Source organism: Streptomyces sp. 63XJN7_1_ISO-PGPR-S23-121 (assembly GCF_056173025.1).
The window spans coordinates 6,862,946-6,886,406 of record NZ_CM149653.1; the positions used below are offsets into that span (position 1 = coordinate 6,862,946).

Below are 23,461 nucleotides of genomic sequence, written 5' to 3' on the forward strand. Positions count from 1 at the left end.
CGCAACAGCCCGCAGCCGACAGCGCACCGCAGTTCCCCGCTATCCAGCGGAGCGCTTACGCGTCCTTCAGCTGCTGCCGCTGCCGCCCCAGTCCCTCGATCTCCAGCTCGACCACGTCGCCCGCCCGCAGGTACGGCTTCGGCTCCGGCCGGCCCATCGCCACCCCCGCCGGCGTCCCGGTGTTGATCACGTCACCGGGACGCAGCACCATGAACCGGCTCAGGTACCGCACGACCTCCCCCACCGGGAAGATCTGCTCCGCGGTCGTCCCGTCCTGCTTCAGCTCGCCGTTGACCCACAGCCGCAGCGGCAGCCGCTGCGGGTCGGGCACCTCGTCGGCGGTCACCAGCCAGGGGCCCAGCGGGTTGAACGTCTCGCAGTTCTTGCCCTTGTCCCAGGTCCCGCCCCGCTCGATCTGGAACTCCCGCTCGGAGACGTCGTGCGCGACCGCGTACCCGGCGACGCACGCGAGCCCCTCCTCGGCCGAGTCCAGGTAGCGGGCCGTACGCCCGATCACGACCGCCAGCTCCACCTCCCAGTCGGTCTTGCGGGACCCGCGCGGCACGAGCACGGTGTCGTCCGGTCCGACGACCGTGTCCGGCGTCTTGAGGAAGACGACCGGCTCGGCGGGCGGCTCGGCCCCCGTCTCGCGGGCGTGGTCGTGGTAGTTCAGCCCGATGCACACGATCTTGCCGATGCGGCCCACGGGCGGTCCGACGCGCAGCCCCGTGGCGTCCAGGGCGGGCAGCTCGCCGGCCTCGGCGGCGGCCCGTACCCGGTCGAGTGCCGCGTCGTCGGCGAGCAGTTCGCCGTCGATGTCCGTCACCACGCCCGACAGGTCACGCAGGATCCCGTCGGCGTCGAGCAGGGCGGGCCGTTCCGAACCCGCCGTACCGACTCGCAGCAACTTCATGATCCCCAACTCCCTCTTTCGCGGGCGCCCGCCCGATGAGGTGCGACCTGGTTGCGGCAGGGCGCGGCCATCGGAGGACTTGTTCGATCGTCCGAGGTCGGCTTCCACTCCGCAAGACCCGGTTCACGTACTGGACCGTAGGCAGGGGCCGGGGCCCGCCTCACCGGTACAGGGCGGCCCGTTCGAGGGCGCTCCACGTGGTGCTGGTGACGATGTACAGGGCGGCGGCCAGCGGCACGACGGCCACGGTGACGAGGGTGAAGAAGGACATGAACGGCATGACCTTGGTGATCGCGCCCAGCCCGGGCACCTGCTGCTCCCCGTCACCGGCGGCGGGCAGCACGGGCCGGTCGGCCATGGTCCGCCGGGTGAGCCGGTAGCTGACGGCGGCGACGCAGGCGACCAGCGCGAACAGCGCCACGTACACGAGCCCGGCGCCGCCGAGCATCCCGCCGTCCCCGAGCGCGTCGGCCCACCGTCCGCCGAGCGGCGCGGCGAGCAGCTGGTGGGACAGGAGGGCGTTGGCCTCGCCGCCGATCGTGCCGCTCGAGAAGAGGTGGTAGAGGAGGAAGAAGGCGGGGAGCTGGCACAGGCTGGGCAGGCAGCCCGACAGCGGCGACACCTTCTCCTCGGCATGCAGTTCCAGGACGGCCTTCTGGAGTTTCTCGGGGTTCTTCGCGTGCTTGCGCCGCAGTTCGGCGATCCTCGGCCGGAGTGCGGTGCGCGCCTTCTGCCCGCGTGCGGCGGCCCGCGACAGGGGGTGGACGAGGAGCCGTACGAGGGCGGTGAACAGGACGATGGCGGCGGCCGCGGCGGAGGCGCCGAACAGCGGCTGGAGCAGGTCGGCGAGGTGCCCGACCAGGCTGGCGAAAACGGACATGGGTGAGGAGCCCTCCGGGGGTCTCGTCGTGCCGGGGCGATCGGTGATCGGGTGTGCGGCATGACGACCCGCGCGGGTGCACGGTCCTTGCGAGGTGAAGGGATGCCCTACGCGGTGGTCGCCGGGAGGGCGTGTCCGGGTGCTCGTGGCCGGCGGCGGCCTGCGGCGTCGGGATCGCGTTGCGGCAGGAAGGCCGTACGGCGGTCCCGGTCCCTGATGGCCGTACGCACCCGGGTGGGCGGCACGGCGGGCACGCAGCGCGCGGTGATCAGGGCGCAGACGGCGAGCGCGGAGCCGGCCGCGGCGGTCGCGGCGAGCGCGACGGTGGCGGAGAGGCTGCCGACGTCGACGAGGGCGACGGGCAGGAGCAGGAGCAGCAGCACGAGCAGGGGGCTCGGGACGGTCCGGTCCCGGGGCATCGGCGGCTCCTCCCCTCGTACGCGTGTTTGCCCCAGTTATACAGGACCCGGAACGGCGCCCGACAGCACGCGCACGGACGCCGGGTCGCCGCCTGGGCGCGGTCCCGGCGCCGGCGGTCGGCCACCGGCGCCCGCCGGATCGGTGCAGGATGACGCCCGAGACGTTTGTTCAAAGGGCCCGGGTGTGGGTGGACATCCTGCGGGGCCAGCCCCCGGAGGAATACGAGGCGCTGCTGGCCGAGCTGGGAGCCCGGTAACAGAGCAGTCACCTTCCGGTCCCGGCCCCGTTCGTTTTTGTCTTCGACGGCGAACGGGGCCGCGTCGTCTGCCGGCAAGCGGGAGGCGTACGTTCCACTGCTCGGTCGTACTTCCGGACAGAAGACCGCGGCCGCCGCCAAGGAGAGCAGTAGCATGTCGGACCCGGGAAAATCCGCTCAACTCCCCTGACTCGTAAGTGACCTGGTGGATCCGCAGAGAGGTTGTCGCGTGTACCTGAGTGTTCCCTTCGAGGACGGCGAGGTCTTCGTTGTCGAACTGCCCGACGACCAGGGGTCCGGGGTGATCCGGGCGAGCCGCGGCGACGGGCTCTTCGAGACGTCCGCCGACACGTTCGAGTCGGGCATGGCGCGGGTACAGCGAGTGGCCGCGACCATGCTGGAGCGGTTGGCAGATCTGCCACGCAGCCCTGATCACGTCCGTGCGGAATTCGGACTGCGGGTGACAGCCGAGGCAGGCCTAGTGGTGGCGAAAGGTTCCGGGGACGCCCATATCAAGCTGGAACTGGAGTGGAGCCGGACCGAGGGCGGTACGTGACACCGGCAGCCGAGCCGGACCGCGCGTGGGAGCGTGGGACGGCTCGGGTGCTGCACGCGGGCCGTCCGGTCGGGGTGGCGTTCCTGATACCCGACCGGCTGCTGCTCACGTGCGCTCACGTCGTGGCCGCCACCGCTGACCTTCCGGAGGACGAGCCGCTACCCGAACTCTTTCCGGTCACCCTCGACTTCCCGCTGCTGCCCGGGCGTCCCGAGGTCTCGGCGACCGTGCATTTCAGCGTGCCGGTGGCCGCCGACAGCAGCGGTGATGTCGCCGTCCTGCAGCTGACCGGCGAGCTCCCGCCGGGGGCCGTCCCCCTGCGGATCGTGGAGGCGGACGATCTGGCCGGGCACCGCTGGCGGGCCTTCGGGTTCCCGAAGTACTCGGGACGAGGTGGCACCAAGGACGCCGGAGTCTGGACCCGCGGCACCGTCGAGGGCCGCGAGGGTACCGGCTGGTGGCAGCTGACCTGCGACGAGGACGTACCGTTCTCACTGGCCGGCGGCTTCAGCGGAGCGCCGGTGTGGGACGAGGAGTACGGCGGTGTTATCGGCATCGTCGTAGCCGTCGAGGGGGACCAGCGGCGCCGGACCGGCTACGCGCTGACCGTGGAATCTCTCACCCGGGAATGGCCCCTGCTGCGCAGGAGGCTGTTGGCGGACAGCCCGTACCGGGAGCTGCTGCCGTTCACCGAGCACGACCGCGCCGTCTTCCACGGCCGTAGGAACGAGACACAGCGGCTGGTCGAACTCCTCGAGCAGCAGCAGGTGCCCCTCCTGCCTGTGCTCGGGCCTTCCGGGGTCGGCAAGTCCTCGCTGGTCGGCGCCGGTCTGCTCGGGAGCCTCGACCACGACCGTTACGTGATCGCCCGCATCCCGCTGGGGCTGCGCCTCACCGCCGAGGAACTGCTCGCCTGGGCCCTGAGCTCAGCAGGAGACGCGGACACCATGAAGGCCGACTGGTACGACCGCTGGTCGGCGCTGGCCCAGCAACTCACCGACGAGCAGGGCATCCGTACGGCTGTGGAGCAGACGCTGGCCCGCCACGGCGGGCGGTCTCGGCTGGTGCTGGTGGCCGACCAGTTCGAGACGCTGCTCGCCGACGCGCCGAGCACCGCCCGCCGGCTGGACACCATGCTCGGGGTCCTGACGGACCGCCGCACCGACGGAAGCCGCCCCGCCCAGGCCGTGGTCGTCGTCCGGATCGACTTCGTTCGGCACATCGAGCAGCTCCCCCACCTTCGGACGGCATGGGACGCCACGACGATGGTGGTGCAGCCGATGATGCGGAATCAGCTGGCAGAGGTGATCAGCGGTCCGCTGGCGGGCCGTGCGGGAATTCGGTTCGCCGACGGCCTGGTCGAGCGGATCCTGCGGGATGCCCCACCCGGTCCCGCGGCGCTGCCGATGCTGGAGTACGCCCTGAGCCGGCTGTGGGAGCGGCAGGAACGGGGTTGGCTGACCACCACCGCCTACCAGGAGCTCGGTGGTGTGCAGGGCGCCCTGGCGGGCGACGCGGATCAGAGGCTCTGGGCCTGGGCGGACCGGACCGAGCGGCAGGCGCTGGAGCGGATCTTCATCCAGCTTGTACGCCCCGGAGAGGAACTGGACGCCGGGGAACGCGGACCGGACACCCGCCGGGTCGCCGCCCGCACCGAGTTCTCCGAGGGTGACTGGGCATTGGTCCACCGGCTGGCCAGCACCCGGCTGGTCGTGGTGACGCGCCGCCCGACGGGGCGGGACACTGCTGAGATCGCCCACCAAGCGCTGGTGGAGACATGGCCGCGGCTGCGACGCTGGCTCGAGGAGAACCGCGCATTCCGCAGCTGGCAGGAGGAGCTTCGCCGCTCGCTGCGGATCTGGCAGGAGCAGGGCCGCCCGCGCGATCTGGCCCTCGGCCGGGAGCAGATCGCCCGGGCCCGGCAGTGGATCGATGAACGCGGCGAGGAGATCCCCGCTGAAGAAGCCGATTTCGTGGCGGTCAGTGACCAGATCCAGCGGCGACGCGTCCGTCGGCGCCGCCTGGTCCTCGCGGGTTTCGCCGTGCTGACCGTGCTTGCTGTCGTCGCGGTGTTTCTGGCCACCCGCAGTGCCCGCGACAGCAGTGAACAGCGGGCACTGGCCGCCGCCCGGAGCCTGGCCGAGGAGAGCCGTAAGCAGGCCATCGCCGACCCCGCCCTGGCCGCTCGTCTTGCTCTGGCCGCCGATCGCGTCTCAGCGACTCCGCAGACCCGCGCCCGGCTGCTGGCCGCAGTGTCCTCACCCCTGCGCGCCACCCTCGCGAAGCACACGGCGGCGGTGGCATCGGTCGCCTTCAGCCCGGACGGCAAGACGCTCGCGACCGGCGGCAACGACGGCACAGCCCGACTGTGGGACGTGCGGGGACGTCGGCAGGTAGCCCTACTCGACGGTCAAAGCAGCCAGGTACACAACACCGCGTTCAGCCCTGACGGCAGAACCCTTGTCACCAGCCATGCCCGTTGGAAGGTACGGGTGTGGGACGTCCGCACGCGCAAGCAGACCGCTGTCCTGACCGGCGCCGGAGGCCCAGCGGTTTTCAGCCCGGACGGAGACACAATCGTCACCGGAGGTCAGCAGGGGCACCTCCTTGTCTGGGACGCCCGTACTCATCGGAAGACCGGCGAACTCCAAGTCCACTCCAGTACCGATGGCGCCCAGCTCCACGGCCTCGCCTTCAGCCCGGACGGCACGACCCTCGCCGTCACCGTCGCGGGCTTCCGGGTCAGCAAGAGCCAGGAGTCCGAGGTACAGCTCTGGGACGCGATGAAGAGGACGCGTCTCGCCACGCTGACGGGACACACGGGACAGGTGATTTCGCTGGCGTTCAGCCCGGACGGCGACACGTTGGCCACGGGTGCGAGCGACGCGACGACACAGTTGTGGGACGTGCGCACACGGCGCTCGACGGCCACGCTCACCGGCCACAGCGGCTCCGTCTTCGCACTGGCCTTCAGCCCGGACGGCCGGACTCTGGCGAGCGGGGGACAGGACCGTAGCGTGCGACTGTGGGACGTGCGGGATCGTACGGCCGTGACCGTGCTGAACGGGCATGCGGGGATGGTGGACGCACTCGCCTTCAGTCCGGACGGCGTGACGCTGGCCAGCGGATCCGAGGATGCCGCCGTTCGGCTGTGGGACATGAGATCAGGGCGGCCACGCGCAAGCTTCGCCGGGCCGGGCGGTTCGGCATGTCCTGCGGACTACAGCCCCGACGGAAAGACGCTCGCCACCGGCGCCGGCGACGGGACGGTGTACCTGCACGACGTCCGCACGCAGCGGCCGGTGGGCCGCCTCTCTGGGCACACCGGTGAGGTGAACACGGTGCGGTTCAGTCCGGACGGCCGGTTCGTCGCCGCGAGCAGCAACGACGATGCGTCGGTCCTGCTGTGGGACGCACGCAGCCACCGTCGCCTGGCCAGGCTCGAGGGGCATGACAGGCCCGTGCAGCGCGTCCTCTTCAGTCCTGACGGCGAAACCCTCGCCACCAGCAGCTACATCGACAGGACGACGCGCCTGTGGAGTGTGCGCACCCATGGGCAACTGGCGTCCTTCACCAGCGCGAGCCCCCTGATGGCCTTCAGCCCGGACGGCACGGTCTTCGTGACCGGCGGAGACAAGTTCTCGTCCGTGCAACTGTGGAACGCACGGACACACAAGCGCCTGGGTGCCCTGGACGGGCTGACCGGCATGGTCAGCGACCTGACCTTCAACCCGGACGGCGATCTCCTGGCAACGGCGAGCTGGGACGGCGAGCTGCGGCTGTGGAACGTACGGGACCGCAGCCTCACCGCAACGTTCACAGGGCACACCGACGCCGCGCAATCGGTGGCCTTCACCCCGGACGGGAGGACGCTCGCCAGCAGCGGCAGGGACGCCACGGCAAGGCTGTGGGACGTACGCACCCACCGCCGCCTCGCCACCCTCACCGGCCACACCGGCGCCGTCTGGTCGGCCGTCGTCAGCCCCGACGGCCAGACCCTGGCGACCGCTGGCGACGACCGGACGGTCAGGCTGTGGAACATCGAGACCGGTCAGCAACTGGCCCTGCTCACCGGGCACACCGGCGTCCTGCGCTCGGCAGTCTTCGCCCCGAACGGGGACACCCTCGCCACCAGCAGCGACGACGAGACCATACGGTTGTGGGACACCGGCGCCTTCAACGACCTCGCCGCCCTCCATGACCAGGCCTGCGCCATCGCGGGCCGGTCCCTGACCGAGCAGGAATGGCACCAGTACGTTGTGGATGGAGTCGCTTACCGCCGGACATGCCCATGACGGCGACGACCGCTCAGTGTCAGGGCCGCTCGCCGTTGTACCGGTGAGCGTGTTCCTCACTTCGCAGGCGGACCATGCCGACTCTCAGCTCCGCTGGACCGACGCCGACGGCACCGAGCACGAGCACGCCCTCCCCGATGCGACGGACGCCCACCGGATCGCCAAGGGCACCCGCGTCCACCTGCGCCATCTCCCCGGCGCCCCCGAGAGCGTGGTCCTGGACTCGCCGGAGCGCTACCGGACGGCGGTGCTCGGCATGTGGCTCGGCGTGCTGGTGTGGGTGGGGACGCTGACGGCGGTCCTGATCCGCATCGCGAACCTGTACGCCTTCTAGCCTCCGCGTCGTCTCCGGCCACCGCCTCTGACCTGCGGGCCCCTGACTCCCGTCACCTCGCGGCAGTACGGTGTCACCCATGCGCCCCGACACGCCTGCCGAAAACGTCGACCACACCGCCGAAGCCGCCCGCCTGGAGCGGACCGCCGGCCTGTACCCGGAGGACGCCGAGGCCCTTCTCGTACGCGCCGCCGCCCACCTGGAGCTGTCCGGCGACCGCCCCTCCGCGACCAAGCTGTACGACCGCCTGTTGTCCTCGCCGGACGGGCTGGAGAACCCGTCCCTGGTCCGCGCCCTGAAGGCGTCGAACCTCTGGGAGTACGGCCACGAGGCGGAGGCCAGGGCGATCATCGAGGGCGTCCGCACGACGGCCCCGCGCGACCCGGCGCCGTGGGTGATCGTGGCCGAGGCCCTGGAGTCCCACGACGAACTGGAGGCGGCCCAGGAGACGTTCACGGAGGGCGCCCGCCTGCTGCTGTCGGACGTGGCCGAGCCCCCGTACACCACGCATCCGCTGCTGTACGGGCGTCACCGGGTGCGGCGCATGCTGGGCGTGCCCCACGACGACTGGGACCGCCTGGCGGACACCCTGCACTCGATGCCGGTGTCCCTGGACGAGCTGCACGACCCGAAGCGCGTCTGGTCCCTCGGCTCGGACGACCCGGCCGACCTGGAGGCGGAGATCTCCCGCCTGCGCGCCGAACTGGGCGCGTACCGCGAGGCCCTGTCCCGCCCCTTTCCCGTGGCCATGCTGCACTGGCCGGAGGACGAGCTGACGGAGCTGCTGGAGGCGTACCCGTCGCTGTCCGCCGAGTACCCCTCCTACGAGGAGCACCTGGCGACGATAGAGACGGCGCTGCGTGAACTCGCGTCGTCGGGCACCCCGAACCTGGGCGTCGTGCCCGGCACGGTCCCGTCGTACGAGGCGTTCGCGGCCTCGGAGGGCGCGTCCCCGGCCGACGCGACGCTGCTGCCGCAGTACGCGACGACCCTGGCGGCCCGGGGCCGCGCGACGGCGTGGCCCCCACAGCGGGGCGCGGCCTGCTGGTGCGGGTCGGGCCGGGCCTACGGGGAGTGCCACGGGGAGGCCGCCTCGGCGGGGTGAGGTTCCGTCGCGCCGCCTGGCGGGGTGAGGTTCCGTCGCGCCCGGTTGCCCGCACCGCGGTCGCGCCGGGCTCACCGCCGGGCGTGGTCGCCCGGCCTCGTCCGGAAAAACAATCTCCCGACCCACCGATGAGATCCCGCGCCGGGGAACGTCTACCCGTGCGACCCCCTCACACGAGGCGTGAGGGCCCTGACAGGAGGCACTTCATGAGCACCGAGCAGACCACCGCGGCCGACGGCTTCCGCTACGCCCTGACCCGCACCCTGAACGCCCCCGCGGCCCGCGTCTGGCAGGCCTGGACCACCCCTGAGCAGTACGCCCAGTGGGCGCACGCCGTCCCCGGCTCCGTCGAGATGGACGTCCGCCCGGGCGGCGCCTGGAAGTCCACGATGCTCACCCCGGACGGCACCGCCTTCCCGCTGACCGGCTCCTACGTGGAGGTGGCCGAGCCGCACCGCCTGGTCCTCGGCATGGACGTCCCGGGCCGCGCGGACCAGGTGACGATGACCCTGGAACTCACCGAGCGGGACGCGGAGCACACGGAGATCGTCCTCAGCCAGACCAGCGACACGGCGGAGGAACGGGACATGGCGGAGCAGGGCAGCGGGATGCTGCTGGACGGGCTGGAGGGGTTCCTGGCGGAGGGAGCGCGGGGCTGAGGCCCTTCCTCCGCCCCCGCCGTCAGGAACTGTGCAGCATCGCGTCGCCGAGCGCGAGGGTCGCGGACTCGTTGTCGCTCTGCACCGCCTCGATGTGGAGGATGGCGACGCCGGTCAGGTCCACGGTCACCTGCACGGGCCGGTTGATCTGCGCGGTCGCGGTCTTGAGCGTCTTCTCGCCGTCCTGACCGGCCTTGAAGGCCACCGTGACCGGATAGGCCGCGGTGTTGTCGTCTATTGAACCCGATGGCAACAGGGACGGACAGGGCTTTCCAGGAGCCGATCGCGAACCGCACCAACGGTGGGGAGCGGCGTACGACGCGCACCGCACCGCGCACGGTCGGGAGACGACCTCGAGCTGTCGCGTTACGCGCTGTCGCCCGCCTTGCCACTCCCGATAGCCTGCCTGGTGACTGTGGACAGCACGGCGTGGGGATACGAGGGGAACCGTGGGACGGGGCGATGTGCGAGGGCATTACGACGGGTTGGCAGCCGAGTACGACGAGCACTGGGTGTACGGACCGGACTATGTCCCATGGATGTCCGGCCGGATCGCCGAGGCACTGAGGCTGGACCCGGCCGACCGGATCGCCGACATCGGCTCCGGCACGGGCCTGTTCGCGAGGGAGCTGGCCAGGCAGCTCCGTCCGAGCCGCCCCATTCTCTGCGTCGATCCGTCCGAGGCGATGCTCCGCGGACTCGGCACCCCACCTCCTCCGACCCTGACACCGGTCGTCGCCTCCGCGGAGGACGTCGCCGAAGGTCGGGCTCGGCTGCCGTACGAGGAACTGGACGCGATCTGGCTGAAGGAGTCGGTGCACCATGTGGCCGACCAGGCAGGCACGTTGGGAGGTCTGGCCGACCGTCTGGCACCGGGTGGTCGGCTGCTGGTCGTCATGCTTCCGGCCACCATCCGGTACCCCTTGTTCAAGGCGGCCCTCGCCCGCTTCGAGGAACTGCAACCGGACCCGGGCGTGATCGAGGGGCATCTCCGCCGAGCGGGACTGGAGACCACGCTCGATCACGTCGAGCACGACCTCCGCATCGACCGCGACAAGTACTTCGGCATGGTCCGCGCCCGCTACATGTCCCTGCTCTCCACTTTCAGTGACCGCGAGATCGAGGAAGGCATCGAGGAGATGCGAACCGCTCACCCGGAACCCGTGTTGACGTTCCCGGACCGGTTCGCGTTCATCCTCGGTCGGCGAGCGGAGGGGAGCGCGTGAGTACCGTCGTCGACGAGCGGCTGAGGCGGTTACGGAGGGAACTCGACGACCACTCCCGGATCGCCGACCGTCTCGGCCTCGACCTGGAACGTCCGTTGCGGTCGCTCAACGACGGTTATCCGGAGAACGCCGTCGCGCTGGTCGGGAAGCTCACCGAGAAGCTCCTCAAGGAGCTGTGGCGACACCACGGCGTCGAGGGCGACCCGTCCACCAAGGCTCTGAACGACCTGGTGAAGCGCTGCCGCCCGTACATCCGCAGCAGCACGGTGCTGGACGCGCTCGACGACATCCGCCGCCTGCGCAACCGTTCCACACACGACGGGTACGACATCAGCGACGAGGACGGACTCCTCGCGGTGCGCAGGCTCGTCGACGTCCTCATCTGGTTCACCGACACCGGAAGCGCGGCCCTGCTCGGCGGGGAACCGGACGTCGCTCCCGAGGTCGCGCGTCGCTGCGAGTTCCTCGCGGGACTCCACGTCACCCTCGGCTACCGGCAGGCCAAGCGGTTCGTGCTCAGCCCGGACACCGTGTACCTGCTGTTCTGCCGGGAGTCGGGGATGCGGCTGGAGTACGTGGAGCTGATGCTCTCCCGGGACGCCGACGACCTCGGCACCGTGCTCGCCTCCCACGGCGGTGAGCTGCTCCGCACCCAGCTCCCCAAGCTCACTCGATTCGTGGTCGTGGACAGCGACGGCGGCGGCGCTCCCGGCGCGCTCCACCAGTTGCTGGGCACGGACTTCCGGATCGTGCGGTACGACGGGTTCGTCGACACCATCGTCAATCTCGACGCCCACCTCGCCGGACTCACGGACACCACCGACGGCGCTGCCGACGCTCGGCCCGAGCCGCGGGCCGCCGTCGCCGCGACCGTTCTGAGCACCGACCCGCGCACCGGCGAACCGACGGTGACCGAGTCCGGTGACGCGGCGGAACTGCTGACCCACCTCGCACGCGGCAGCGCCAACGTCCTGGTCACCGGACGGCCCGGCAGCGGGAAGAGCACCCTGCTGCGGGCCCTGGCCGCCGACCCGGAGGTCCGCCGTTTCCGCTTCTACTTCGACCTCGGCCTCAAGCCGAAGGACGAGCCCTTCTCCGAGTACGCCGCCCGTCTCCTGGCACCGGCCATGGCCTCGGACCGCTCCCGCGCGTACGACCTCTTCCTCTACCTGATCCGCTCGGGCACCGCACTGTGTGTGCTCGACGCCGTCGACGAGGGCGTCGCGGAACCGAGTCCCGCGGGCTTCCTGCGCCTGTTCACCGACCTCTCGGCCGTCCTGTCCGCCGAGTCCGCCGTCGTCATCAGCTCCCGGGTCTCCTTCCTCGCGGACTCCCCCCAGGTGCGTCAGCTCCTGGACAGCGGCGCCGGCCGATCCGAACAGCTGGTGGAGCAGATGTACGCGAACGGCGTGGATCCGTCCCGCGTTCCGCATTTCCACGTCGTACGCCTCACCGAACCGGAGGCGACCCCGCTCGAGCGACACCTCACCACGAGGCTGGGGCTCCCTCCGGGCCGGCCTCTCGCCGAGATCCTCGGCGCGCACCTCACGCGAACCCTGGCCGAGCACGGCAGTCCCGAGCTGGAACAACGCCTGCCCGGCACTCTCGGGCGCGCCTTCCTCGCCGACCGGACCGTCTTCTCCCTGCTCGACCTGTACCGCGAGCTGGGTGGCGACGCGTTCACGGACGGACGCCTCGATCCGGCCTCCTGCGTCCTCGCGCCGCTGCTGCGCCCCGCGGGACCCGACCATGTGGCGTTCGCCCACACCGCCTACCAGGAGCTGCTGGCCGCCCGGTATCTCGCCGACCCGGCTCACCTGGCGGCCGTCGCGGACACCCCGGACGTCTTCCTGACGGAGCAGGTGCGTGCCTTCCTCGCCGAGCTGTCCAGCGGGCGGGCCGGCGGCAGTGACGGCGGCACGGTGAGCGAAGACTGCGTGCTGCCCGCCGGGGCGTATCTGGTCGGCCCGGCGGAGCGGCTGCTGATCCGCCCTGTCCGGCGTCCCGTACGCTTCGACCGCCGAGCGGTGACCGTCGCCCGCTACCGGCGTTTCCTCGAAGCCCTCGAAACGGACGGCACCTCCCGGTGGGACCACCCGGACCAGCCGTCCCATGTCACCCACCGCCCCTGGACCGACCGGCTTCGCCACCCCGACTACTACGAGAACCCGCGCTTCGACGACCATCCGGCGACCTGCGTCAGCTGGTGGAGCGCGTACGCCTTCGCCGCGTTCGAGGGCAAGCGGCTGCCGACCTCTCTCGAGTGGGAGGCGGCGGCGCGAGGCACCGACGGGCGGCTCTTCCCCTGGGGTGACGTCCCGGACAGCGACCGGGTCAACTGCGCCGACACCTGGGTCGGCCGGCCAGTCGTGACATACCAGACGTGGTACCGGGACTTCGCCGGCGACGCCGTCCGCCGTGCCGGTGCCACACCCGCCGACGACCGCCCGGGCAACCGTTCCCCGTTCGGCGTCCTGGACATGGTGGGCAACTGCTGGGAGTGGACATCCACATCGCTGGGCGACCCGGACGAGGCCGTCATCTGCGGCGGAAGCTACGACAACCCCATGCGCGCGGTGCAGACCAGCACCAAGGGCATCTACCGCAAGCGCGGCGGGAGCAACGCGGTCGGCTTCCGCTGCGTCCAGGACATGGCGCCGACGGGGACCCTCGTCACCCCTGGGTCCGACGACACGGCCGACAAGGGGAGGACGACAGCATGAGCGGCGGCAGCGGGGGCGGCGGATTCGGCGTCGGCGGCGGGCCGCGGCACGGCACCATCGTCGACCGGCGGCCGAGTGGTGGAGGGGCGAGTGGTGCCCTCGGCTCCTACATCGTCCGGGACGACGAGGACGAGCGGTACTACAGCTTCGACTACCGACAGATCGTGACGGAGGGCTTCCGCACCATCCGCACCGGCGAGCACGTCCGTTTCCACGTCAGCGCCACCAGCCCCGACAGGGCGGAGTTCGTCATCCGTCTCGACCAGCCCGACCCTGCCGAGTACTACCGGTGACGGCACCCGACGCCGGCCCGCGCCTCGACGACGTCACGGGAGCCCGGCAGGAGGTGACCGTCGTCCTACCCGTCCGGCTGCGCCGCGCTCCCAACTGGGCCGAGGGCCCGTTCCCCTTCGAACTCGGCAGCCGCCGCACGGACACGCAGACCCGGTCCACCTACTTCGCCCCCGCCTCCGCACGCGCCCTCTACGGTGCCCCCGGGCGGCCGTGCCGCTGGCATCGGCCACTGGACATCAAGCACGACGGGCTGCGTCTGCTCGGTATGGAGCTGCTCAGCACGGCCACCGCCCGTGACCCCGAACACGCGCTGGCCGTCCTGCACTTCAGCGCGGAAAGGCCGCTCCTGCCGCTCCTACGGGCCCTGTCCGGCCGCGGCCCGGCCGCCACGGACGGACCGCTCACCGGACCGTTCGATCCAGCCGTGCTCCTCGGCGGCATCGCCCACGTCCAGGACCCGACCGCGCCGTTCGCCATAACCCGGCCCTACACCATCGCCTTCCTCACCCCGAAGGCACACCACACGCCCGCATTGCGCGACGGCGCGGAAGGGCAGCTCCCCGCCACCGCGGACCACTGGCTGTGGCAGCTCGCCTCCCGCTCCAACTCGCAGGACTTCCCGCTGGCCCCGGAGACCGCCGCGGAGCAGCTGAAGGACGCCGTACGCATCTCCGCGGACTGGAGTGCCCTGGTGCTTCGGCAGGGCGCCGCCTTCCTCGGCCACCGGCCGGACACCGGCGAGGGCGACTTCTACGAGTTCGGGGCACTGCACTCCCGCACCGTCTACCTCGACGCCCTGCTGCTCGGCTCCCTCCAGCGCGACCACATCGACGAACTGACCGACGAGCTCTCCGAGGTGTTCACCTCCTCCAGACGCCTGGCCCGCCGGGTCGCCACGCTGGAGCGCAACATCGCGCACTTCCGCAGTGGCTACTGGAGGCAGCACCTCACGGCACACGGCCCCGCGAACGAGCTCCTCCTCGCCTTCCAGAACCAGCATCGACTGCCGGCCCGCTTCAACGAGATCCTCGGCGAGGCCGCCGACTACAGCCGACTGGTCCAGACACAGGAGAGCCAGCAGATCAGCGGCGCCCTGGGCGTCCTGACCATCCTCGGCCTCCCCCTCGGCACGGCCCTGGGCATCCTCCAGGTCCTGGACGACCACTCGCTGTCCCACCTCCTCACCGCCCTGGCCCTGTCGGTGGCCGCGACGGCAGCGGTGCTGACCACGCGGTACGGACGGTTGGTGCTGTCCTCGCTGCGGGGTGGGAAGAGGGAGGGATAGGAAACTCGCTGGCGGCGGCATCAAGCCTGAGGCATCACCAGTCACCCTGACCGGAGCTAACCGCGAGTCTTTTCACCCCGTGACGTGCCGCCAACTCACATGAAAGAGTGTCTTCATGGCTTTGATCGACAAGTTCCAAGCAGTCCCGTCTGACACACAGAGACTGCACGGGCCGGTTACCTGCGGCTACCGCACGTTCACGGCGGATGGTCAGCGCATCTTGCAGTTGGACACCTACGGGTCTCCGGATCGGCAGATCCTCGATAAAGTCAGCCAAAGCATCCAACTCGACGCTGACTCAGCCCGAGATCTCCTGAAGATTCTCCAGGAAGCGTTCCCCGGGCTCACTCACTGAAGACTGCGCCCTCTACCTCTACGGGATGTCGGTAAGCGAACTTCAGCCGTAGATCGTGATCTTCGTGCCGAGGTGCGGATCGCCGCCGGCAGGGACTAGCGCGCGATCGTGGCTGGTGGCGGCACCCGTCGGATCGGAATGTCTACCACCATGACCAACTCAGCACGCACGCCCACGCGGTGAAGCCGTGAGGTGGCGGTGCCGCAGAGTGGGCACGACGTTTACCGGGCCTGGCGAGGGAGTATGTCCTGTCGCATGTCTGTATCGAGCAGTTCGCCACTCACCACGCCTACTTGCCGCACCGCTCGCCTAATTGATTCGAACGCACCGTGAACTCACGCCAGAGAGAGGAACGATGGAAGCGCGAAACCGAGACTTGAAGGATTGGGTATCTGCTATCAGCCGGGGACAGGTTCAACTCCCCCGCTTTCAGCGCTTCGAAGCGTGGAGTTACGGCCAGATTGCCAGCTTGCTTGAAAGCGTCCTGAACGAGCTGCCCGTTGGTTCAATGTTTGTCCTGCAAGTCGAAGGTGAGCCCCCCTTCAAGCACAGACCCATCAACGGTGTACCAGTTCCCGACGATGCACGAGTATCCGAACTTCTTCTTGATGGCCAGCAGCGCCTCACCGCGCTCTGGAAGAGCCTCAACGCTCGCTATCAGGACCGAGATTACTTCGTCAGTTTTAATGAGCGGACAGATTATGACGGAATAGCCGTTCAGAGCGTAAAGATCAACTATAAGCAAGGCAGGAAGTACCCTCTATGGACGAACAGCCCGGTTGAGCTAATAAAGCGCGGATACGTCCCTGTCCAACTCCTCCTGCCCGGCGAAGAGACGGCACAACGAGTTACCGAATGGGTCAAAGAAGCGTGCGTTGATTCACCTGAAGAAGTCCTTGAGCATGTAATACGAATCAACGCTTGGCGAGCCAAGTTTTCATCGTTCAACATCCCCTTCTTGTCGCTCCCGACCACAACCAGTCGAGCGCAAGTACTGGAGGTCTTCACGAGGATCAACACAGGCTTCACACCTCTTTCCATCTTCGATATCATCACCGCCGACATCGAGCAGGAAATTGGCGAGTCTCTGCATGACTTGCTCGAAAGTCTCAATGGCCGCGTCCCAGGACTTGCCCGCTATGGAGACGTTCAGGACATTATCCTGCGCACGGCCGCACTGGTGCAGGACAAGACGCCGGACCGACCGAGCATTCTAGAGCTCGACTGGAAAAAACTTGTCGCAGGTTGGGCGGAACTCGTAGTCGGGGCCGAAGAAGCAGTCAAGTTCCTCGAATCAGAAAAGGTACTCGACGCGCAACGACTTCCGACTTTCACGGTCCTGCCCGCACTCATCACCCTCTGGTCTTACGCCGCAGAACTCACTGGCGACAAACTCGGCGAAGCACGGACTCTCCTGCGTAAATTCCTTTGGAGGGGGTTCTTCACGGAGCGCTACGAGAGCAGCGCACACACAGCCGTAATTCAAGACGTACGAGAACTCAGGAAAATAATCCGTGAGGGCGGAGAAGGAAATCCCCCAATCTTTGCCGCAGATCTCCCAAGCAAGCAGGAGATACTCGAGGCTGGGTGGCCCAAGAAAAAGGACCGCCTGGCTCGCGCCATTCTCCTAGTATCCCTTAAGGGAGGAGCAACGGACTTGGCGGACGGAGGAGAGATACAGGTCAGCAACGCTAGCCAGCGCGAGTATCACCACATATTCCCCGAGGCTTACCTCAAGAATCAGCGAGCAGAGCAGCCTGGCAGTCTCGCTCTAAACTGCGCGCTGATAACATGGAAAACGAATCGCACCATTCGAGATAAAGAACCCCTTGTCTACATGCGTGATCGAGCAGACGCAAGTAGCCTGGGAGATGAAGAGATCCTTTTTCGCTTGAAGAGCCATTCGATCCCTGAAGAGCCTCTGCGGGAGAATAACTACGAGGCATTCCTGAACGACCGTGCCGACTTGGTTGAGGCTGCTATGCGCGCTTTGGCAAGCGGCCGGCCTTGGAGTCCGTGATTTAGTGACAGCCTAGGGCCGTCTCGATGACATCGATGACAGCCCAGCCGTAGAACCGCTGCCCCTTCGCGCCTTGCCCCGTCGGCATGCCTCGCTGAACAGGCATCGATACGAAAACAGTGCAGAGGATCTCTGCTCTGCACGCTCTTCTAATAGAACTACGGGGCTCACGCGCTCACCATTAACGCGTCTCGCCCTCCGCCTCGAAGTGCGCCTGGGCCCGGTCCAGTACGTCGTCGGGGTCCCGGCCGTGTGCCCTGAGCCAGTGGAGGAGATCGGCGATGACGTCGATCGCCGTCTCCTCCGCGACGGTCGCCCCCAGTCTGCTGAAGGTCGCGCCCCGCGGCGGCATCGGCACACAGGCGTAGAGCTCCAGCACATCCGCTGCCCGGGCCACGCGAGGCGGGACCGTGTGGTCCTTGGTCGCCGTGGGGCCCGTGCGGAGTTCGCACCAAGTCGATTTCCGGTCGGCGGTGAGGTCGACGCCCCAGCGGTCGGTGACGGCGTCGATGAGCGCCAGACCCCGTCCGCCCTCGGCGTCCGTGCCCGCGTCGGTCAGTACGGGGAGAACCCGGGAATTCGGGTCGGTGACCTCGATCCGCAGGCGGGTTGCGTTCGCAGAGACGGCGAGCAGGGACGGTGTTCCCGGCCCGACGTGCTTGATGACGTTCGCCACCAGCTCGCTGACGCAGAGCTGGGCTACGTCGGCCAGATCGTGCAGGTTCCAGATCTCCAGGTGCAGTCGCACGAGGCGGCGCAACCCGGCCACTTCCTCCGCTTCCGCCGAGAAGGGCAGCTTCCATGCCCGCCTCGCCCTCTGGACGGCACTCCCCATGAAGTCGCTCACTCTCTTACTCCTTCGACCTGGACGTCCCGTGCTCTCCGTGACGTCGTCGCAACTAAGAGTCGCAGTGAAACTCTCAAAATGGAACTCTCACGAGCCTCGGGAAGGAGCGTGGAGGCTCAGCGCGCGCCCCCGGCGCACACCGTCTTGCCGTTCCTCTCCATGGACAGGACGATCTACGGCATCGACATGAAGGGCAGTTGGCATGGCAGTTGGACCCACCACTCGCAGGCGTCAGCTAGGCGCCGACCTGCGTCGACTCCGCGAGACGAAAGGTTTGACGCTGGAGGAGGCGGGGGCTCTGGTCGGCATCTCCAAGGCAACACTCAGTCGTTACGAGACGAAGGAGGGCACGGTCAAGTGGCCGGCCGTCGACGCCTTGTGCCGTGAGTACGGCGCCACCGACGCGGAGCGCTCAGCACTGGTCGAGCTTGCCAAGGGTGCCAAGATCCAGGGCTGGTGGCGCTCCCTCGCCGACCCCATCCCCGAGTCCATGAACCTCATGCTGACCCTCGAGGACGAGGTCGTACGTGAGGACCACTACGCCTGCATGTACGTGCCCGGTCTGCTGCAGACCCGCGCCTACGCCGAGGCCGTACATCGAGCCTCGGAAGTGCAGTGCGAGGAGCGCGAGGTGCGACTCATGGTCGACATCCGCATGAAACGCCAGGAGTTGCTGGACCGCGAGGAGCCGCCGCACATCTGGTGCGTCATCGACGAGGCGGCGATCAGGCGGCGAGTCGGCGGCAAGGAGGTCATGAAAGGGCAGCTTGAGCACCTTCTCGCCATGGCCGAACGACCACACGTCACGGTGCAGGTGCTGCCGTTCGCACGCGGCGCGCACGCAGCGGCCGTTGGCAGTTTCGCCCTTCTCCACGGACAGACTCCCGAGCTGGACGTCGTGTACGTGGACCTTCTCGGCGGTGGGCTCTTCATGGAGAAGCCGCAGGAGTTGGAGCGTTATAGGTTGGCGTTCCAGTACCTCAGCGCACAGGCGCTCGACTTCGAGTCGTCAGCCGAACTCGTCGATCGGATCAGCAGGGAGCCATGATGACGGCAGCGTCGGAGCCGCACTGGTTCGCGTCCTCCTACAGCGGAGGCAGCGGCACCGAGTGCGTGGAGGCCGCGTTCATACCGACCGGCATATTGATCCGCGACTCCAAGCGCCCCGACGGACCTCGCGTCCAGGTCTCCAACGACGCATGGTGCCGGTTCCTGGCCGCCTCCCTGAAACGCTGATCCGTACCCCTACGCGAACTCAACAAGCCGGAACCGCAGGCACACCAGCGGGGTGTCGCCGTCCACCGGCGTGCCGATGGCTTCCCAGAAGCGGCTGTGGCCGGTGCGCCACTCGTCCAGGGAGCGGTCGCCCTCTCCCTCGGCCGCGGCGTGTTCCCACGTGACCTCGGCGAAGGGGACGAGCTCGACGCCGGTGATCTCGATCGTGGCGACGCGGTCTCCGTCGTTGCCGAGCAGCGCCAGGCGCTCGCCCTCGAACTCCAGGCCCTCCGTTTCCTCGGCGTACTCGGCCAGCAGCCCGGTGGTGGCGGTCTTCCTCTCGGCCAGGACGAGCGCGTTGAGCCGCTCCCGCATCTCACCCGCCGTGCCGAGCTCCAGCGCCCGCATGCCGTCCACCCGTGGCCACATGGTTCCCCCACCCCTTCCGGGCACCTGCACCCGCGCCGTCACCGACCGTTCCGCACGGAGTCTAGGCATCCGCCGTGCGGGGACCGAGGACGAGGCACCGTCAGGACGGCGTCCCCGCCCCGTCCGCTTCCAGCTGGTGGTCCGCCCAGACGTACGTCTCCGGCAGCAGGTCGGTGACGGGCACCGTCCGGATGTCGGCGCCCCTACCGACGACGACCTTCAGGTCGGGGAAGTAGTCGGCCAGGACTTGCCGGCACCGGCCGCACGGGGGGACCACGCCCCGGTCGCGGTCGCCCACGGCGACGATCGTGTCCAGCTCGTAGGCGCCCTGCGCGGCCGCCGCGCCGACGACGACCAGCTCGGCGCAGGGGCCTCCGGTGAAGTGGTAGGCGTTCACCGCGGTGACGATCCGGCCGTCCCGGGCGCGGGCCGCGGCCGCCATGGTGTGGTTGTCGCCCCGGCAGCGCGTGCGCGCGACGTCGGCCGCGGCCTGGATCAGTTCGTGGTCGACGGGGTGCGTCACGGCGGGGTCTCCTCCGAGGTGGTCAGGGCGTCGGCCGACCAACCTAACGTCGCCGCCTCCCCCTTCGGCACCGAATATCGGCGGCGGGGGCGCCGGCGTCCGGTGGGCCGGGACGGTGAGAGAGTCCGCCCCATGACGCGAACCACACCGCCCCGCCCGCTCGACGTCGAGGCGCTCTTCCCGGAACTCGCCCGGTACCGCGGCACCACCACCCGGCTGCACCCGCGGGCGGGCCGCCCGCTCGCGACGGACAGTTCCGTGGGCGGGCCCCTGCTGTGGCCCGTGGACGAGCCCTGGCCCGTGTGCGTCGAGCCGCACGCGCGGGACCGGGGACGCCGGCTCCCGGACATCCGCCGGGAGCGGGAGCTGTGGGCGGCGGCACGGTGTCGTGAAACGGGGCTGACGGACGCCGAGAGCGAGCTGCTGGACGAGCTGAAGCGCACCCACCGCGCGCCCGGCGTCCCCGAGACGGCCCCCGTGCCGCTGATCGGTCTCGCCCAGCTGTACCGGCGGGACGTCCCCGACCTGCTGCCCGGGCCGGACGGCGCCGACCTGCTCCAGGTGTTCTGGTGCCCCTTCGAGGCGCACGGCAGGACGGGGTACGAGCCGTACGTGCACCTGCGGTGGCGCAGGTCGGCGGAGGTGGGTGAGGTGCTGACCGCGCCGCCGCTGCCGGAGGTGGTCGGCTTCGCCGGGTGCGTACCCGAGCCCTGTGTGCTGCACCCCGAGCAGGTCGTCACCTATCCGTTCGCCGGGCTGCTGCCCCAGGAGCTGTGCGACCGGATCGACGCCTGGGAGGAGGCGTTGGAGGAGGAGGCCGAGGAAGCCGCCGACCGCGGTGCCGACGCGGGCGAGCCGGTCGGGTACCCGTACGACCTGTCCATACCGCCCGGCTGGCACGCGGGCGGCTACGCCTCCTGGCACCGGACCGATCCGTACGCCGTGGACTGCCGGGCCTGCGCGGCCCCCATGGAGCTGCTGCTCACCGTCGACTCCTCCGAATGGGACGGCGGCAGCGGGAGCTGGAGGCCTGTCGAGGACCGGGACCTGCCGCCCCACCCCTTCGCCAGGCCCACGGAGGTCGTCGTCGGCAACCACGGCGAGCTCAACGTCTTCGCCTGCCCGGCCGACCCGGGGCACCCGCACCGCTGGAGCGTCCAGTGAACATCCGCGAGGGCTAACGGAACGCCGCCGCGTTGCGGGTCGCCCAGTCGGCGAAGTCGCGCGGTGCGCGGCCGAGAATGCGCTCGACGTCGGGGCTGACGCGCTGTTCCGCGGGTGTCGGCTCGCCCAGTATGGACAGGGTCGTCTCCACCACGGGCCCGGGCATGAAGCCGAGGAACCGGGCGGCGGCCTCCTCACGGGTGAGTTCCGTGAAGCGGACCGGTTCGCCCAAGGCCTCGGCGATCGCCTGTGCCTGCCGACGCGGTGTGACGAGGGCAGGGCCCGTCAGTTCATACGTCCGGCCCGCGTGGCCGCCCGCCCCGTCGCCGCCCTGCCGCAGGATCGCCGCCGCGACCTCGGCGATGTCCGCCGGGTCGACGGTCGGCAGACCGACGTCCCCGAAGGGCGCGGCGACGGTCCGGTGGGCACGGACCTGCCCGGCCCAGGCGTACGCGTTGGAGTGGAAGCCACCGGGGCGCAGGATCGTCCAGATCAGGCCCGATTGCCGCACGGCCTCTTCTATGGAGCGGCCGACCTGTCCGTGGGACGGCGACTCCGGCCGGGTGGCCACGCCCTGGGAGGACAGGAGAACGACCCGCTCCACACCTCCCGCCTTCGCCGCGTCGAGGATCCCGCGCGGGTCGATCAGGTGCGCACTGGCGCCGCCGTTCTGCAGGAACAGTGCGTCGGCGCCGTCGAGAAGCGGCCGGAGGGACTCGGCGTCGGTCAGGTCCGCCTGCCGGTGCCGGACGCCTCGCGGCACGTCCGCGGCCGTGATCCCGCGGGACGTCGCGGTGACCGCCTCGCCGGCCGCGGCGAGGATGCCGACCAGTGAACGGCCGACGCCGCCGGTCGCCCCCGTAACGGTGATCATGCTTAACCCCTTTGCTCATCAGGCACGTTGTTGGCTCGGTGAGGAGCACGAGGAGACGCTAACAGCGTCGGTATAGTAGGTACCCAGAGGAAAGTGACTTTCCGGAAGGGATGCGCACGTGGCCCGTGACACCGCCCGCAAGGCCGCCCCGGCGGCTCCGGTGGACGATCCCGAGCTGGCCTGTCCGGTCAGTCCCGTGGTGGACATCGTGTTCAGCCGGTGGACCACCCCGATCCTGTGGTCCCTGCACGCGTACGGGCGACAGCGGTTCGTGGAGCTGGAGCGGCGGATCTCCCGCATCACGCCCAAGGTGCTGACCCAGCGGCTGCGGCAGCTGGAGCGGGACGGCCTGGTCGTGCGCACGTACCACGCCGAGGTGCCGCCCCGCGTCGAGTACGAGATCAGCGACCTCGGCCGCAGCCTCGCCCCGCTCTTCGCGCATCTGTCCGAGTGGGCCACCGAGAACCTGGTCAAGGTCGAGCGGGCCCGGGTCGCCTACGACTCCGAAGCCGGCCACTGACTAGCAGAACGCCGATTCTGCGACCAACTACTTTCCAGTCAAAGCGAGTTGGCGGTCAACCGCGCATTTTTCGCCTCAAACCTCCAAGGGCGAAGGTCCGTAGTCACTGAGCTGCCACAACGCGTGAGCACAAGCGGTAGGGTCCCTGCCGAACGCCCTTGGCGGGCCCGGTAGTTCAGGTGTGTGAAAGAACGAACCTGCGCTGCCGCGGGCCCGTCGCCGCCGTCGACCCGCCGCTCGCGCAGGCCCGCGCTTGCGCCCTGGAGATCCATGTCGTGCACCCTCACCGTTGACAGCACCGTTGAGTCCTCGGCGCGTGGAGGCGTGACGGGGGCCCGGTCCCGGGCCGTGCCGCGCGAGAGCGGCGAGGGCCGTCGCGTCCCCGTGCCGCGGGCCGGGAGACGCGGGCCTTTTCTGGCTTGTTGAGGCCCCTGGCCGCCGACGGGCGGATGCCGGCGCGCCCCCGGGGGCCGCGGCACCGGCCCGCCGGGCCCGCCCCAGCCCTCCCGCCGTTCCCCCGCCCCGGCCGTTCCCGCCGCCGCGGCCGGTCGTCCCACCGGCTCCGCCC

The 23,461-nt window shown here is 69.6% G+C and carries 23 protein-coding genes; 15 read left to right on the top strand and 8 right to left on the bottom strand.

Going from position 1 to position 23,461, the window contains the following annotated elements; genetic code table 11:
• Positions 1-55 precede the first annotated feature (55 nt).
• The 3 genes from AC0VYN_RS30730 to AC0VYN_RS30740 all read right to left on the bottom strand — a co-directional run bounded on the left by AC0VYN_RS30730 (position 56) and on the right by AC0VYN_RS30740 (position 2,212).
• The gene (locus AC0VYN_RS30730; protein ID WP_475533596.1) at positions 56-913 is read right to left on the bottom strand and encodes a fumarylacetoacetate hydrolase family protein; all 858 of its coding nucleotides are present in this window, start codon (positions 911-913) and stop codon (positions 56-58) included.
• 160 nt (positions 914-1,073) lie between these two features.
• Positions 1,074-1,793, bottom strand: coding sequence for a YidC/Oxa1 family membrane protein insertase (locus tag AC0VYN_RS30735; RefSeq protein ID WP_475533597.1), 720 nt, complete (start codon positions 1,791-1,793; stop codon positions 1,074-1,076).
• Between the two features lie 107 nt (positions 1,794-1,900).
• Positions 1,901-2,212, bottom strand: a complete 312-nt coding sequence (locus AC0VYN_RS30740; protein WP_475533598.1) for a DUF6412 domain-containing protein — start codon at positions 2,210-2,212, stop codon at positions 1,901-1,903.
• A gap of 486 nt (positions 2,213-2,698) precedes the next feature.
• Here AC0VYN_RS30740 and AC0VYN_RS30745 point away from each other — a divergent pair, with 486 nt between their 5' ends.
• The 5 genes from AC0VYN_RS30745 to AC0VYN_RS30765 all read left to right on the top strand — a co-directional run bounded on the left by AC0VYN_RS30745 (position 2,699) and on the right by AC0VYN_RS30765 (position 9,418).
• The gene (locus tag AC0VYN_RS30745; RefSeq protein WP_475533599.1) at positions 2,699-3,025 is read left to right on the top strand and encodes a CU044_2847 family protein; all 327 of its coding nucleotides are present in this window, start codon (positions 2,699-2,701) and stop codon (positions 3,023-3,025) included.
• Positions 3,022-7,320, top strand: a complete 4,299-nt coding sequence (locus AC0VYN_RS30750; protein WP_475533600.1) for an nSTAND1 domain-containing NTPase — start codon at positions 3,022-3,024, stop codon at positions 7,318-7,320. Before AC0VYN_RS30745 ends, AC0VYN_RS30750 begins: the two co-directional genes overlap by 4 nt.
• A 49-nt stretch (positions 7,321-7,369) precedes the next feature.
• A complete protein-coding gene (locus AC0VYN_RS30755; RefSeq protein WP_475533601.1) occupies positions 7,370-7,654 on the top strand; it encodes a hypothetical protein in 285 nt (94 codons plus the stop codon).
• Positions 7,655-7,733: 79 nt separating this feature from the next.
• The gene (locus AC0VYN_RS30760; RefSeq protein ID WP_475533602.1) at positions 7,734-8,759 is read left to right on the top strand and encodes an SEC-C metal-binding domain-containing protein; all 1,026 of its coding nucleotides are present in this window, start codon (positions 7,734-7,736) and stop codon (positions 8,757-8,759) included.
• Between the two features lie 206 nt (positions 8,760-8,965).
• On the top strand, positions 8,966-9,418 hold the full coding sequence (locus AC0VYN_RS30765) for an SRPBCC family protein (RefSeq protein ID WP_475533603.1): 453 nt from the start codon (positions 8,966-8,968) through the stop codon (positions 9,416-9,418).
• Between the two features lie 22 nt (positions 9,419-9,440).
• Here AC0VYN_RS30765 and AC0VYN_RS30770 read toward each other — a convergent pair whose 3' ends face one another.
• Positions 9,441-9,623: a hypothetical protein gene (locus AC0VYN_RS30770; RefSeq protein WP_475533604.1), complete on the bottom strand. Its 183-nt coding sequence runs from the start codon at positions 9,621-9,623 to the stop codon at positions 9,441-9,443.
• 280 nt (positions 9,624-9,903) lie between these two features.
• Here AC0VYN_RS30770 and AC0VYN_RS30775 point away from each other — a divergent pair, with 280 nt between their 5' ends.
• The 6 genes from AC0VYN_RS30775 (at position 9,904) to AC0VYN_RS30800 (ending at position 17,321) form a co-directional block, all read left to right on the top strand.
• Positions 9,904-10,644 carry a class I SAM-dependent methyltransferase gene (locus tag AC0VYN_RS30775; protein ID WP_475533605.1) on the top strand — a complete coding sequence of 247 codons (741 nt, stop codon included), beginning with the start codon at positions 9,904-9,906 and terminating at the stop codon, positions 10,642-10,644.
• Positions 10,641-13,367 (top strand): SUMF1/EgtB/PvdO family nonheme iron enzyme, encoded by a 2,727-nt coding sequence (locus AC0VYN_RS30780; protein ID WP_475533606.1) that lies wholly within the window; start codon positions 10,641-10,643, stop codon positions 13,365-13,367. Before AC0VYN_RS30775 ends, AC0VYN_RS30780 begins: the two co-directional genes overlap by 4 nt.
• Positions 13,364-13,660 (top strand): hypothetical protein, encoded by a 297-nt coding sequence (locus tag AC0VYN_RS30785; RefSeq protein ID WP_475533607.1) that lies wholly within the window; start codon positions 13,364-13,366, stop codon positions 13,658-13,660. The genes AC0VYN_RS30780 and AC0VYN_RS30785 overlap by 4 nt, the downstream gene beginning before the upstream one ends.
• Positions 13,657-14,946 carry a hypothetical protein gene (locus AC0VYN_RS30790; protein ID WP_475533608.1) on the top strand — a complete coding sequence of 430 codons (1,290 nt, stop codon included), beginning with the start codon at positions 13,657-13,659 and terminating at the stop codon, positions 14,944-14,946. Before AC0VYN_RS30785 ends, AC0VYN_RS30790 begins: the two co-directional genes overlap by 4 nt.
• A 115-nt stretch (positions 14,947-15,061) precedes the next feature.
• Positions 15,062-15,301: a hypothetical protein gene (locus AC0VYN_RS30795; RefSeq protein WP_393582523.1), complete on the top strand. Its 240-nt coding sequence runs from the start codon at positions 15,062-15,064 to the stop codon at positions 15,299-15,301.
• A 355-nt stretch (positions 15,302-15,656) separates the two neighbouring features.
• Positions 15,657-17,321, top strand: coding sequence for a GmrSD restriction endonuclease domain-containing protein (locus tag AC0VYN_RS30800; protein WP_475533609.1), 1,665 nt, complete (start codon positions 15,657-15,659; stop codon positions 17,319-17,321).
• A 181-nt stretch (positions 17,322-17,502) separates the two neighbouring features.
• On the opposite strand, the gene AC0VYN_RS30805 is transcribed toward AC0VYN_RS30800, so the two are convergent.
• Positions 17,503-18,168: an ATP-binding protein gene (locus AC0VYN_RS30805; protein ID WP_475533610.1), complete on the bottom strand. Its 666-nt coding sequence runs from the start codon at positions 18,166-18,168 to the stop codon at positions 17,503-17,505.
• A 202-nt stretch (positions 18,169-18,370) separates the two neighbouring features.
• On the opposite strand from AC0VYN_RS30805, the gene AC0VYN_RS30810 reads away from it, so the two are divergent.
• On the top strand, positions 18,371-19,216 hold the full coding sequence (locus AC0VYN_RS30810; RefSeq protein ID WP_475533611.1) for a helix-turn-helix domain-containing protein: 846 nt from the start codon (positions 18,371-18,373) through the stop codon (positions 19,214-19,216).
• Positions 19,213-19,404, top strand: a complete 192-nt coding sequence (locus AC0VYN_RS30815) for a DUF397 domain-containing protein (RefSeq protein WP_475533612.1) — start codon at positions 19,213-19,215, stop codon at positions 19,402-19,404. The genes AC0VYN_RS30810 and AC0VYN_RS30815 overlap by 4 nt, the downstream gene beginning before the upstream one ends.
• Before the next feature lie 9 nt (positions 19,405-19,413).
• Here the strand turns inward: AC0VYN_RS30815 and AC0VYN_RS30820 are convergent, their stop codons facing one another.
• Together AC0VYN_RS30820 and AC0VYN_RS30825 are read right to left on the bottom strand one after the other, a co-directional pair.
• Positions 19,414-19,812 (bottom strand): ASCH domain-containing protein, encoded by a 399-nt coding sequence (locus tag AC0VYN_RS30820; RefSeq protein ID WP_475533613.1) that lies wholly within the window; start codon positions 19,810-19,812, stop codon positions 19,414-19,416.
• A 100-nt stretch (positions 19,813-19,912) separates the two neighbouring features.
• Positions 19,913-20,335 carry a cytidine/deoxycytidylate deaminase family protein gene (locus AC0VYN_RS30825; RefSeq protein WP_475533614.1) on the bottom strand — a complete coding sequence of 141 codons (423 nt, stop codon included), beginning with the start codon at positions 20,333-20,335 and terminating at the stop codon, positions 19,913-19,915.
• A gap of 132 nt (positions 20,336-20,467) precedes the next feature.
• On the opposite strand from AC0VYN_RS30825, the gene AC0VYN_RS30830 reads away from it, so the two are divergent.
• Positions 20,468-21,499, top strand: a complete 1,032-nt coding sequence (locus tag AC0VYN_RS30830; RefSeq protein ID WP_475533615.1) for a hypothetical protein — start codon at positions 20,468-20,470, stop codon at positions 21,497-21,499.
• A gap of 13 nt (positions 21,500-21,512) precedes the next feature.
• Here AC0VYN_RS30830 and AC0VYN_RS30835 read toward each other — a convergent pair whose 3' ends face one another.
• Positions 21,513-22,373: an NAD(P)H-binding protein gene (locus AC0VYN_RS30835; protein ID WP_475533616.1), complete on the bottom strand. Its 861-nt coding sequence runs from the start codon at positions 22,371-22,373 to the stop codon at positions 21,513-21,515.
• A gap of 118 nt (positions 22,374-22,491) precedes the next feature.
• On the opposite strand from AC0VYN_RS30835, the gene AC0VYN_RS30840 reads away from it, so the two are divergent.
• Positions 22,492-22,893, top strand: coding sequence for a winged helix-turn-helix transcriptional regulator (locus tag AC0VYN_RS30840; protein WP_475533617.1), 402 nt, complete (start codon positions 22,492-22,494; stop codon positions 22,891-22,893).
• The last annotated feature ends 568 nt before the right edge of the window (positions 22,894-23,461 follow it).

Excerpts from the sequence above, each read along its gene's own strand:
- AC0VYN_RS30800 (WP_475533609.1), top strand. The coding sequence starts at position 15,657 with ATGGAAGCGCGAAACCGAGACTTGAAGGATTGGGTATCTGCTATCAGC.
- AC0VYN_RS30820 (WP_475533613.1), bottom strand. The coding sequence starts at position 19,812 with ATGTGGCCACGGGTGGACGGCATGCGGGCGCTGGAGCTCGGCACGGCG.
- AC0VYN_RS30815 (WP_475533612.1), top strand. The coding sequence starts at position 19,213 with ATGATGACGGCAGCGTCGGAGCCGCACTGGTTCGCGTCCTCCTACAGC.
- AC0VYN_RS30810 (WP_475533611.1), top strand. The coding sequence starts at position 18,371 with ATGGCAGTTGGACCCACCACTCGCAGGCGTCAGCTAGGCGCCGACCTG.
- AC0VYN_RS30735 (WP_475533597.1), bottom strand. The coding sequence starts at position 1,793 with ATGTCCGTTTTCGCCAGCCTGGTCGGGCACCTCGCCGACCTGCTCCAG.
- AC0VYN_RS30830 (WP_475533615.1), top strand. The coding sequence starts at position 20,468 with ATGACGCGAACCACACCGCCCCGCCCGCTCGACGTCGAGGCGCTCTTC.
- AC0VYN_RS30785 (WP_475533607.1), top strand. The coding sequence starts at position 13,364 with ATGAGCGGCGGCAGCGGGGGCGGCGGATTCGGCGTCGGCGGCGGGCCG.
- AC0VYN_RS30765 (WP_475533603.1), top strand. The coding sequence starts at position 8,966 with ATGAGCACCGAGCAGACCACCGCGGCCGACGGCTTCCGCTACGCCCTG.
- AC0VYN_RS30795 (WP_393582523.1), top strand. The coding sequence starts at position 15,062 with ATGGCTTTGATCGACAAGTTCCAAGCAGTCCCGTCTGACACACAGAGA.
- AC0VYN_RS30760 (WP_475533602.1), top strand. The coding sequence starts at position 7,734 with ATGCGCCCCGACACGCCTGCCGAAAACGTCGACCACACCGCCGAAGCC.
- AC0VYN_RS30740 (WP_475533598.1), bottom strand. The coding sequence starts at position 2,212 with ATGCCCCGGGACCGGACCGTCCCGAGCCCCCTGCTCGTGCTGCTGCTC.
- AC0VYN_RS30730 (WP_475533596.1), bottom strand. The coding sequence starts at position 913 with ATGAAGTTGCTGCGAGTCGGTACGGCGGGTTCGGAACGGCCCGCCCTG.
- AC0VYN_RS30835 (WP_475533616.1), bottom strand. The coding sequence starts at position 22,373 with ATGATCACCGTTACGGGGGCGACCGGCGGCGTCGGCCGTTCACTGGTC.